Source organism: Ruminococcus sp. 1001713B170207_170306_F1, from assembly GCF_015668065.1.
GTDB lineage: Bacteria > Bacillota > Clostridia > Lachnospirales > Lachnospiraceae > Blautia_A > Blautia_A faecis.
Genome location: NZ_JADPEX010000028.1, coordinates 52,820 through 64,627, shown reverse-complemented (window position 1 = coordinate 64,627; position 11,808 = coordinate 52,820). Strand labels below are relative to the sequence as shown.

Here is an 11,808-nt window from a genome sequence, read left to right as displayed (position 1 = left end):
TGCTCTAGCGAGCCATTTCAGGCGCGGTTTTAGCGTAGGCGAAATCCACTGCTTACGGAGACTTAATCGTGAAGGCTCTCCTGAACGATTTAGTCGCAGTTAGCAGTTAGTTCGCTGGAGCGTTGCGCCGGCGAGTGAGCAATCACCATTGTCCGAATGCGTCCGCCTTTAACAACTTTCAACACACTAAATAGTAATAAAATATACAGAAAAGAGGACACCCCATGAGCAAAGTAACCATAATCACCGGCGGTACATCTGGAATCGGAAGAGGGATTGCGGAGAAAATTCTGGAAAATTCTGCGTTAGACGATATTTTATATGTAAGCTATGGACATAACACAGAGCAGGCGGAGGAATTTCTTCATGCACAAACAGAGGAAAATCAGAAAAAAATCCGGTTGCTCCAGGCTGATATGTCATCCTATGATGAAATGATGAAATTTGTATCCCGGGTCAAAGAAGAAGCGAGCCATGTAGACTGGCTGATAAACAACGTAGGAATCAGTACCTATGCGAAATATGAAGATTACACCTTCGACGAATGGACCAAAATTGTGAATACCAACCTGTCTGTCCCGGTATTTCTGGTGAAAGAACTTCGCCCCATTATGAGCGAAGGCGGCAGCATTCTTTTCACCGGTTCCTACGCAGGACAGCAGGCTTATTCCTCATCCCTGGTGTATGGTGTCACCAAATCCGCCATTCATTTCCTTACCAAATCTCTGGTAAAAGAACTGGAACCAAAGCAGATCCGGGTCAATGCCATTGCCCCGGGATTTATTGAAACCAGCTGGCATAAGAACCGCACTCCGGAAAGCTATGAACGCATTAACCGTAAGATTGCGCTTCACCGCTTTGGTGAGATCTCAGAAGTGGCAGATATGGCATACGAAGTTCTGAAAAATGGATACATGAATGGAAGCGTTGTAGACATTCATGGCGGATATGACTATTTCTAAAAAGAATCCTGTGATCTGATTCCAAATAAAAAATCTGTATCAGGATTATATTCGCGAAGTGATTAACAAAAACAAAATTCACAAATATAGTTCGGGATTTTTCTAAATATAAAATTTCTGGAATTAATTGATTTTAAGAAGATAGTGTGCTAAAGTATTTATAATGTTGTGCGAAAGCGAGGAGAAAACATTGCACAAAAGTGATGAAAAATACCAGGCTTACGTAAAAATCCTAGAGGAAGAACTGGTTCCTGCAATGGGATGTACCGAACCCATTGCCATTGCCTATGCAGGCGCAGTGGCGAGAAAAACTTTAGGTAATCTGCCGGAACAGCTGGATATTAAAGTAAGTGGAAATATTATCAAAAATGTAAAAAGCGTCATCGTTCCCAATACTGGCGGCATGAGGGGAATTGCAGCTGCTCTGTGCGCGGGTGTGATCGCAGGCGATGCGGAAGCGCTCCTTGAAGTAATTGCAAGAGTAACATCCGGTCAGAAGGAAGAAATCAAGTCCTACATGGATCAGGTGAAACCTAGGATCACTCCGGCATCCACCGGGCATGTATTTGAAATCGATCTGACCGTAACCAAAGGTACTGAAACGGCCCGTGTCCGCATTGTAGATACGCACACCAACATCATCCTTATTGAGAAAAACGGCCAGCCTGTTTTCCGGAAAGATGTCTGTTCAGGTAAGGAAGAGAAAAAGACCGACCATTCCATATTAAATATAGAAGACATTATCGACTTTGCCAATACTGTTGACACAGAAGATGTAAAGGAGGTTCTGGAGCGTCAGATCCGTTACAATACAGCCATTTCTGAGGAGGGACTTCGTGGAAACTATGGAGCGAACATCGGAAAAGTCCTTCTTCACACCTACGGCGACAATATTAAGATTCGTGCCAGAGCCAAGGCAGCAGCCGGTTCCGATGCCCGAATGAATGGCTGCGAGCTTCCTGTGGTGATCAACTCCGGAAGCGGCAACCAGGGCATGACTGCCAGCATTCCGGTCATTGAATTTGCCAGAGAGCTGCAGGTTTCCCATGACAAAATGCTTCGCGCCCTGGTGCTTTCCAATCTTGTAACCATTCATCTGAAGACTGGAATCGGAACTCTTTCTGCCTATTGCGGTGCAGTAAGTGCAGGCTGTGGAAGCGGTGCGGGAATTGCTTATCTCTACGGCGGCGATTATGAAGTAATTGCACATACAATCGTGAATTCCCTGGCAATTGTTTCCGGAATCATCTGTGACGGAGCGAAAGCCTCCTGCGCAGCCAAGATTTCAGCAGCAGTCGATGCCGGGATCATGGGCTATGAAATGTACATACAGGGACAGCAGTTCTACGGCGGTGATGGAATCGTTACCCACGGTGTGGAAAATACCATCCGGAACGTGGGACAGCTGGCGAAGGAAGGTATGTGCGAAACGGATAAAGAGATTATCCGGATTATGGTAGAGCGTGGTTGAAAAAGGCTTTCTGCAAGATGTGCGCCACAATTTGCGGGAGCTTGCGGAAATACTTTTTCAAACAGGTTCTAGGAAAAGGAGATGAAGGGAAAACACTATGAAGTGGAAATACATATTAAAAAGAATACTGATTGCCATTCCCACTTTTTTCGGAATTACCATATTGGCCTATTTTATTCTGAATATGGCGCCTGGTTCACCGCTGGATGCACTTCTGGCAGATCCGGGAATTACTCCGGCAGAGCTGGAACGTAAGAGAGTGGCACTTGGACTGGATCAGCCGGTGATCATTCAGTATTTTACCTGGCTGAAACAATTGCTTACGGGAAATCTGGGATTTTCCTACAGCACCCAGAGACCGGTGGCAGCGATGATACTGGAGCGTCTTCCGGCTACTGCGATTCTGGCAGCAAGCTCCATTGTACTGTCATTGATCGTATCCATTCCTCTTGGAATCTTTGCTGCCTCCAGGCCGAATTCAGGAAGAGATTACTTTTCCGGCGGTCTGTCTATGCTGATGATGGCGACTCCGAACTTCTTTGTAGGACTGGTATTTATTTATCTGTTCGCCATTGTGTTTAACATTCTGCCATCAGGAGGAATGTACAGCTCAAGCGGAGCTCATACATTCGGAGATCTGATGAAGCACATGATTCTGCCTTGTCTGGTCCTTTCCTTTCAGCAGATCGGAGGATGGGTAAGGCACATGCGAAGCAGTATGCTGGAAGTTATGCAGGACGACTACATTCGTACCGCCAAGTCCAAAGGTCTTACCAAATGGAAAGTGATCATGAAGCACGCCTTGAAAAATGCCCTTACACCGGTCGTTACAGTTGTGGGAATGTCCATTCCTTCTATTGTAGGCGGCGCAGTTGTAACCGAGCAGGTTTTCGGATGGCCGGGAATTGGTTCTCTTATGGTAACAGCAATCAACGGACGAGACTACCCGGTTATTATGGGAATCACGGTTATGATCGCGGCAGCGGTTCTTATTGCGAATATTCTCACTGATGTTGCATACGGAATTCTGGATCCGAGAATCAGCTATAAATAAGGGAGGATAGAAGACAGAAATGAAAAAACAGAAAAACGAAAATGTAAGCTATCTTTCCGAGGTACTTGATAAACTGAAAGAACACAAAATGGCTATGGCAGGTCTGGTGGTCCTGATCGTGGAAATCCTGATGGTGGTTTTTCTTCCCATGATCCTGAAACTGGATCCTTATACTTCAGATTACACTGCCTTTTCTGCAGCTCCGGGAGGAGCGCACATCCTTGGAACTGATGCTATCGGGCGTGATGTTTTTGCCCGTCTGATGTATGGCGGAAGAACCTCTCTACTGGTTGGTTTTGTTTCCACACTGATCAGCTGCGCAATCGGAGTTCCTCTTGGCCTGGTTGCTGGTTATGCCAGAGGAAAGGCGGAAGCAGTTATTATGCGAATTGCAGATATTTTTATGTCTTTTCCCTCAATTGTGCTGATCCTGGTACTGGTTGCAGTTCTTGGACCGTCTGTCTGGTCTGTAACCTGTGTCATTGGTGTGCTCGGCTGGACACAGTTTGCCAGACTGATCTATGCAAATGTACTTTCCGTATCCGAGAAAGAATATGTAGAATCTGCAAGGGCAATTGGTACCTCCAATTTCAAGATCGTGACAAAGTATGTTCTTCCAAACTCTTTTGCCCCGATCCTGATCGCAATCACATTCCAGATGGCGAGTGCCATCCTTTCTGAATCATCGTTAAGCTTCCTTGGCATGGGTGTACAGCCGCCGGGAGCAAGCTGGGGAAATATGCTCTACGATGCGCAGTCCATTACTGTGCTTTCCCAGAAGCTGTGGATCTGGCTTCCGCCGGGACTTGCACTTCTGATCACGGTGTTAAGTATTAATTTTCTGGGCGACGGCATCCGCGATGCGCTGGATCCGAAAATCAAACTGTAATGTCTCAGGATCATGAAGGTCTTGATGCAAGGCCGGACAGTCCGTTGACATAAGATTGGTTCCGGGAGTTTCCCGGACTGATTTGCTTCACAAAACCTGTCAGAGAAAAAACATCCCTGACAAAAGAAAAAGGAGGAGACCTATGAAATTCAACATGAAAAAGGCTGCAGCGCTCCTGCTTGCAGGAAGCATGGTAGCAGGTTATGCTGTTCCGGCTGCTGCTGAGGCAGAGGAAAAAGTAGTAACAGCTGCCATGGACCAGGCATGGGATACCATGATGCCGCTGAACACCACAAGCAACTACACCCGTTTTATCTGTGACCAGATTTATGACCGCCTGACACAGACAAACGCAGACGGTTCCATTGAGGGACGCCTTGCTGAGTCCTGGACTGTAAACGATGCCAGTGACGCAGTTACCTTTAAGCTTCATGAAGACGCAGTATGGTCTGATGGTGAGCCGGTTACAGCAGAGGACGTTGTATTCAGCTACCAGATGTATTCTGATCCGTCTGTAGAGGCAAAGAGCCGTTATCACCTGGAGTACATTGCCGGTGTGGATGATTCCGGAGCAGAGCTTTCCGAGGATTCTATCGAAGTAACTGCAGACAGCGATTATGAAGTAACCTTCAAATTAAAAGAGGCTATGTATCCTGATACATTCCTGCAGGATATCGACACTGTTTTCATCATCCCGAAACATATATTTGAAGGAAAAACAGCAGAAGAGATCAATGCTCCTGACCTTTGGGCAAATCCGGTAGGTTCCGGCCCATTCATCTATGACAGTGAGATCAATGGTGAGCGTATGGAGTTCACAAAGAATGAAAACTACTATCTTGGAACTCCAAATATTGACCGTCTGATCATCCGTGTAGTACCGTCCGCAAACGTTCTTTCCGGTCTTATGAACGGCGAGCTTGATTTGATCGGATTCGGTTCTGTACTGACTGATGACTGGGAAACAGCCAAGTCCCAGGATAACCTGGTAACAGAGTCTGTTCCTACCACTTCCTATACCACTCTGATCTTCAATACTCAGAAGGAATATCTTACTCAGGAAGTTCGCCAGGCACTGAATATGGCAATCAACCGTGACGTACTGGTAAATGGTCTTCTTATGGGAGAGGGAACTCCGATCATGACCCCGATCGCACCGGTAAGCCCATACTACAATGACAAAGTTCAGGTTCAGTACGATCCTGAAAAAGCAAAAGAGATGCTTGCAGAAGCAGGCTTCCCGGCTGGACAGACACTGAAATTTTTCATCTCCTCTGGAAGCAGCATTACCGAGAGATGTGCAGCCCTGATCGTACAGGATTTTGCAAATGTCGGTGTAAATGTAGAAATTGAGCAGATGGACTTTGCAACTCTGATGAGCCGTATGCTTGACGGCGAGCATGATCTTGGAATCATTGGTTCCGGCGGAACTCTTGACCCAAGTGAGAGCCGTGAAATGATTTATCCGGAAAGCTCCTGCAACTTCTGCCAGCTTCAGGATACAGAGCTTTCTGACCTGATCGACAAAGGAAACGCAGAGCTTACTTTTGAAGCAAGAAAACCATACTTCGATGAGTATCAGGAAAAGGTTGTAGAAAAAGCAGCTATGGGTTACTTATATACAAAGAACCTTCTTACCGCTTACAACAAGAGCATGAAGAACCTGAACGTTGCAGACTTTAATTGTCTGAACTGGTCTTCCTGGGAGTGGGATAAAGAGTAATAAAAATGGGAAACAGGACAAAAGCGGATAAAGCTTTTGATCCTGGAACCCGCCAAATATGAGAGAAAAGACTCTCATGTCTGGCGGATTTCAGGAGCTGTGAAAGAATCACAGTGAGTTAATTAAGAGAAAAAGGAGTACAGCTATGGCATCTTTACTTTCAGTAGAGAATTTACAGGTACAGTTTCAGACAAAAAAAGGCATTAACACAGCCGTTGACGGTGTAAGCTTTTCTGTAGAAAAAGGCAGGATCCTCGGAATTGTAGGAGAGTCCGGATGCGGAAAAAGTGTCACATCCATGTCTATCCTTCAGCTTCTTGGAAGCAACGCCCGGATTTCCGGCGGCAGCATCAAACTGGATGGAAAAGAACTGATAGGGCTTCCGGAGAAAGAGATGTGCAGGATCCGTGGAAATGATATTGCCATGATTTTTCAGGATCCAATGACTGCCCTGAATCCGACTCTGACTATTGGAACCCAGCTGATGGAACCCATCATGCTCCACCAGAACTGCGGTAAAAAAGAAGCCTGGACAAGAGCTGTGGACGTTCTGAAAAGAGTTGGGATCGCTGCTCCGGAGAAGCGGATGAAGGAATATCCGCATCAGCTTTCTGGCGGTATGCGCCAGCGAGTGATGATCGCCATGGCAGTATCCTGCGAGCCAAGACTTCTTATTGCAGATGAGCCTACCACAGCCCTGGACGTAACCATCCAGGCACAGATCCTGGAGCTGATGTGTGAGCTCAGGGAAAAAATGGGAACAGCCATTATGCTGATTACCCATGATATGGGGGTAGTAGCAGAGACCGCAGACGATGTGCTTGTTCTTTATGCAGGAAAAGCAGTAGAATACGGCAGCATTGAGGACATTTTTGAAAGACCGAAGCATCCTTACACACAGGGACTTTTGAACTCTATTCCCCGCCTTGATGAGGATGTAGAGCTGCTGAATACCATTGAGGGCACCGTTCCGGCACCGGACGCCATGCCTGCAGGCTGCAGATTTGCTCCCCGATGTCCTTACGGAAAAGACCGCTGCATGAAAGAAAAACCAGGCGTTTACCATGCTGGAAATTCTCTGGTAAGCTGCTTCAGATACGAGGGTGAGAAATAATGAGTGAGAACACAGGAATCTTATTGGAAACAAAGGATTTATCCAAATATTTTACGGCAAAAAAAGGGCTTCTGAACCGTAATCCATCTGTAGTAAAAGCAGTAGACCATGTAAGTCTTTCTGTGAGAAAGGGTGAGACACTGGGCCTGGTCGGAGAGTCCGGCTGCGGAAAATCCACTCTGGGAAGAACTATTCTCCGCCTGATCCCGGCAACAGAGGGCCAGGTTATGTACAATGGGGAAGATATCCTTACCTATGATAAGAAAAAAATGTGGGAAATGCGCCGGAAGCTGCAGATTATTTTCCAGGATCCATATAGCTCCCTGAATCCCAGAATGACCGTTTATGATCTGATCAGTGCCCCTCTTGAGGTGTATAAAGTGGGGACTAAGGAAGAACGCAGGGAAATGGTGGAAGAGATCCTTCAGGAGGTTGGACTGGATAAACAGTATCTGAATCGTTTTCCTCACGAGTTTTCAGGCGGTCAGAGGCAGCGAATCGGAATTGCAAGGGCACTGATCCTGAATCCGGAATTTGTTGTCTGTGATGAGGCAGTTTCCGCACTGGACGTATCTGTCCGCGCGCAGGTGCTGAATCTTATGAGAAATATGCAGCAGAAGAAAAATCTGACCTACCTGTTTATCTCCCATGACCTGAGTGTAGTCCGCCATATCAGTGACAGGATTGCAGTTATGTATCTTGGAAGTGTGGTTGAGGTTGCAGAAAAAGCCCAGCTTTATTCCAATCCGATGCACCCCTATACAAAAGCTCTTCTTTCTGCAATCCCGCTTCCAGATGTGAAGAAGAAACGTCAGCGTATCATTCTGGAGGGTGACGTGCCAAGTGCCTACAATCCACCGTCAGGATGCAAATTCCATACCCGCTGTCCCTATGCAACAGACCGCTGCAGGCAGGAAGCTCCTGTGCTTCAGGAGGTGGAAAAGGGGCATAAAGCAGCCTGCCACAGGGCTTTGGAGCTTGCCTGAAAATTTATTTCCTGCAATCTGCAGGCTCCGCAAATTGTGACGTACATTTTGTAGAAAGCCTTTTTAAACATGTTCTGGAGTCTGCTGAATAATTACATATCAGGAAGGATACTACCGGTTTCCAAAGAATTCCATTAAAGGGATATCTTCGGGAAACCGGTATTTTTTTAAGCTATTTTTGTTTAATTTGACGTTATTTTCGTTGCTTTATTGAAAAATATTTCATTTTTTGCTAAATTATATATAAATATGGAGTATTCTGATTTTGTTTAGAAATACTCCAAAATTTCGAAAGGGGATGGAATGGTGGAAAACAGAAATAACAGGTTGCTGAATGCGAAATTAAACAAGTATATCGTTCCAGGTATTATGATGTCGCTGGCACTTCAGCTTGGAAACATTGTGGACACTATCTTTGTAAGTAATTTAATTGGTGTAGAAGCAATGTCCGCAGTCACAATGAGTCTTCCGGTTGAAACGATAGTTCAGCTTACCGGTTACTGTCTGGGTGTGGGAGGTTCCATAGCTGCAGGAAATATGCTTGGTAAACGTGACAAAGAAGGGGCTTCGAAATTGTTTTCAGCCACTTTCATCGTCACACTCGTGGTGGGACTGCTGTTTTCTCTTATTGCATTTCCTGCTGCAGGACCTATTGCCAGATTTCTGGTATCCGGAGACGGAGTTTTGACAACTTATACAAGAGACTATATCCGCATCAGCATGTTAGGTGCACCGGTAATCGGAATTGGTCTGATGATGGTAAATTACCTTGGGGTGGAAAATCATCCGGAGCTTGCTTCTGTTTATCTGATCACAGCCAATGTGATAAATCTTGTGCTGGATTACATATTTCTTAGATTTACACCACTTGGAGTTACAGGTGCATCCTTATCAACGGTACTTGGCTTCCTTTTTGCCATGGTGGTTTTCCTTTTCTATATTCGCTCAGATAAGAGGAATATCAGTTTCGTGCGGCTGAATGCAAAGGATTTCGGAATCGTGAAGGAAGCAGTGATTACAGGTGTGCCCATGCTTGTTTTCATGGCAACCAATTTTGTAAAAGCCCTTGGCCTGAACACCATCATTATGAATCAGATCGGGGAAGACGGAATGGCAGTATTTACGGTCTGCGACAATGTTTTGCTGATCGTGGAAATGCTTACAGGCGGAATCATTGGTGTAATTCCTAATGTTGCAGGAATTCTTTTTGGAGAAAAAGACTATGTAGGAATCCGTGTCCTGTGCAAAAAAATGCTGAAATACAGCTATATCGTGCTGGCCGTCATATTCGTTCTGATCATGCTGTTTACAGAACAGATCACCATTATGTTCGGAGGCGGCGGAGAGCTGGGACGGGAGATGGTTCATGCACTGCGTATTTTTGCTTTATGTGTAGTGCCTTATCTCTGGAATAAATTTACCGTAAGCTATTATGAATCTATTGAAGAGACTGCAATTGCAAGCTTTGTTACCTTCCTTGAAAACGCAGTGGCAGTTCTTCCTGCAACATTTATAGGAATTTCTATCTGGAAACAGATTGATGGAATCGGTACAAATGGAATTGGTGCTGCATTTGTTGCCACAGAGATCATAACCCTGATCGCAGCCTGGATTTTCCGAAAGATCAAACACAAAAATTCTACTTTTTATATTGTTCCGGACCAAAATCCCGGAATCAATCTTGATTTTTCCATTAAGAGCACCATGGAAGAAGCTGGCGCAGTTAACAGAAAAATCCTGGAGTTCTGCAAGGAAAACGGTGTATCCGGAAACAGATCCAATCTTGCTGCCGTGTGTGCAGAAGAAATGACTGTGAATATCATTAAATTTGGTGGAAAAACTTCCAACTGGATCGACATCAATCTTTGCCTGGAGGATGACATTTGCCAGTTAAGGATAAGAGACAACGGAGTGAATTTTAATCCGCTGGAATACAGCTATGACCATGAGGAGTTTGATATCCATGGAATTGAGCTGGTGAAAAAGATTTCAAAATCAATGGATTATATCCGCGCAATTGATATGAATAATACAATAATATCATTTTAGGAGGTGCAGGAAATGTCTGACATTAACGAAAAGAGCAATTTTGTTTTTGAATTTCAGTCTGTGACAAAGTTGTTTGAAGAGCAGGTGCGGCTTCATCCTGACAAATGTGCTGTAGCTTCCAGCAAGGAAAGCTTTACCTACGCACAGCTGAATGAAAGAGCAAACAGAATTGCGAATTCTCTTATTGAAAAAGGCGTTGGCTGTGAAAAAATCGTAGGTGTGGTACTGGAGCGCTGTTGTGACTTTTACGCAGTCCGTCAGGGTATTTTGAAGGCTGGTGGTGCATTTGCTGTCGCAGCCCCGGATTATCCCGATGACCGTGTACAGTTCATTTTTGAAGATGCAGGAGTTCCCTTTATTATCACCACAAAGGAGATCCAGAAGGAGCGCCAGGAGCTGTTTTCCAGGCTTTCCTGTACGGTGCTTCTGCTTGAAGAACTGCTGGAAAACCCAAATGCCGGGAACCCGGATACCCAGATTAAGGAACATGATCTTTGCTACTGTATTTACACCTCAGGTTCTACTGGAAAACCAAAAGGTGTTATGATCGAGCATATCAATCTTGCCAATTTTGTAAATCCCAATCCAAAGAATGCGGAAACCTATGGCTATGTAAGCAGGGGAAGCGTTTCCCTTTCCATGGCAGCCATGACATTTGATGTTTCGGTACTGGAGGAATTTCTCCCTCTCACCAATGGAATGACTGCAGTGATCGCAAGCGATGAAGAGATCCTGAATCCTATTATGCTTGGAGATTTAATTGTAAAAAATAAAGTGGATATTATGACCACAACTCCTACCTATCTTTCCAATATGATCGATCTGCCCTAGCTTCAGGAAGCAGCTGCCCAGATCAAGGTATTTGACGTAGGAGCAGAAGCATTCCCGCCTGCACTTTTCGACAAGATTCACGCAGTAAACCCGGATGCTTATATTATGAACGGCTATGGACCAACCGAGACTACCATCAGCTGTACCATGAAGGTGATCACCGACAGCAAAAACATTACCATCGGAGAGCCAAACGGCAATGTTCAGGTTTATGTGGTTGACAAAGAGAACAGGATCCTTCCGGACGGAGAGACCGGAGAGCTTGTAATTGCAGGTCTTGGAGTAGGTCGTGGCTACATCAATCTGCCGGAGAAAACAGCAGAAGTTTTCATCACTCTCAACGGAGAAAGAGCCTATAAAACAGGCGATCTTGCAAAGATCACTCCAGATGGCGAGATCGAATTTTTCGGAAGAATTGACAATCAGATCAAGCTTCGCGGTCTCAGAATCGAGCTTGGTGAGATCGAGGAGGTTGTTAACAGCTTCGAAGGAATCATCACCAGTATTACAGTACCGGTGGATAATAAATATCTTTGCTGCTACTTTATGGCAGACCGCCAGATCAATGTTGAAGCGCTTACCGCTTATGCGTCAGAATCCCTGGCTCATTACATGGTTCCGGATGTTTTCATCCAGCTGGAAAAAATGCCTTTAACACAGAATGGCAAAATTGACAAAAAAGCATTGCCAAAGCCGGTGGCGCAGCCCAGAAACCTGAAAGAGCCGGAA

The 11,808-nt window shown here is 45.3% G+C and carries 8 protein-coding genes and 1 pseudogene; all 9 read left to right on the top strand.

The annotated features are described in order from the left end of the window. Nucleotides 1-224 precede the first annotated feature (224 nt). On the top strand, nucleotides 225-962 hold the full coding sequence (locus tag I4V84_RS15735) for an SDR family oxidoreductase (protein WP_195992858.1): 738 nt from the start codon (nucleotides 225-227) through the stop codon (nucleotides 960-962). Between the two features lie 190 nt (nucleotides 963-1,152). Next, nucleotides 1,153-2,433, top strand: coding sequence for an L-serine ammonia-lyase, iron-sulfur-dependent, subunit alpha (locus tag I4V84_RS15730; protein WP_118577951.1), 1,281 nt, complete (start codon nucleotides 1,153-1,155; stop codon nucleotides 2,431-2,433). Nucleotides 2,434-2,530: 97 nt separating this feature from the next. Continuing rightward, nucleotides 2,531-3,487 carry an ABC transporter permease gene (locus I4V84_RS15725; protein WP_118577950.1) on the top strand — a complete coding sequence of 319 codons (957 nt, stop codon included), beginning with the start codon at nucleotides 2,531-2,533 and terminating at the stop codon, nucleotides 3,485-3,487. 19 nt (nucleotides 3,488-3,506) lie between these two features. Further along, on the top strand, nucleotides 3,507-4,376 hold the full coding sequence (gene opp4C, locus I4V84_RS15720) for an oligopeptide ABC transporter permease (RefSeq protein WP_173718543.1): 870 nt from the start codon (nucleotides 3,507-3,509) through the stop codon (nucleotides 4,374-4,376). A 142-nt stretch (nucleotides 4,377-4,518) separates the two neighbouring features. Continuing rightward, complete coding sequence (locus I4V84_RS15715; RefSeq protein WP_148463506.1) at nucleotides 4,519-6,099, top strand: peptide ABC transporter substrate-binding protein; 1,581 nt, start codon at nucleotides 4,519-4,521, stop codon at nucleotides 6,097-6,099. A 145-nt stretch (nucleotides 6,100-6,244) separates the two neighbouring features. Beyond that, nucleotides 6,245-7,213: an ABC transporter ATP-binding protein gene (locus I4V84_RS15710; RefSeq protein ID WP_118577947.1), complete on the top strand. Its 969-nt coding sequence runs from the start codon at nucleotides 6,245-6,247 to the stop codon at nucleotides 7,211-7,213. Continuing rightward, nucleotides 7,213-8,199 carry a dipeptide ABC transporter ATP-binding protein gene (locus I4V84_RS15705; RefSeq protein WP_148463505.1) on the top strand — a complete coding sequence of 329 codons (987 nt, stop codon included), beginning with the start codon at nucleotides 7,213-7,215 and terminating at the stop codon, nucleotides 8,197-8,199. Before I4V84_RS15710 ends, I4V84_RS15705 begins: the two co-directional genes overlap by 1 nt. A 303-nt stretch (nucleotides 8,200-8,502) precedes the next feature. Next, on the top strand, nucleotides 8,503-10,248 hold the full coding sequence (locus I4V84_RS15700; RefSeq protein ID WP_207728042.1) for an MATE family efflux transporter: 1,746 nt from the start codon (nucleotides 8,503-8,505) through the stop codon (nucleotides 10,246-10,248). Between the two features lie 12 nt (nucleotides 10,249-10,260). Further along, nucleotides 10,261-11,766, top strand: a pseudogene (locus tag I4V84_RS20015) (amino acid adenylation domain-containing protein); the annotation flags it as partial. Nucleotides 11,767-11,808: the final 42 nt, after the last annotated feature.

Excerpts from the sequence above, each read along its gene's own strand:
- I4V84_RS15735 (WP_195992858.1), top strand. The coding sequence starts at position 225 with ATGAGCAAAGTAACCATAATCACCGGCGGTACATCTGGAATCGGAAGA.
- I4V84_RS15725 (WP_118577950.1), top strand. The coding sequence starts at position 2,531 with ATGAAGTGGAAATACATATTAAAAAGAATACTGATTGCCATTCCCACT.
- opp4C (WP_173718543.1), top strand. The coding sequence starts at position 3,507 with ATGAAAAAACAGAAAAACGAAAATGTAAGCTATCTTTCCGAGGTACTT.
- I4V84_RS15715 (WP_148463506.1), top strand. The coding sequence starts at position 4,519 with ATGAAATTCAACATGAAAAAGGCTGCAGCGCTCCTGCTTGCAGGAAGC.
- I4V84_RS15710 (WP_118577947.1), top strand. The coding sequence starts at position 6,245 with ATGGCATCTTTACTTTCAGTAGAGAATTTACAGGTACAGTTTCAGACA.
- I4V84_RS15705 (WP_148463505.1), top strand. The coding sequence starts at position 7,213 with ATGAGTGAGAACACAGGAATCTTATTGGAAACAAAGGATTTATCCAAA.
- I4V84_RS15700 (WP_207728042.1), top strand. The coding sequence starts at position 8,503 with ATGGTGGAAAACAGAAATAACAGGTTGCTGAATGCGAAATTAAACAAG.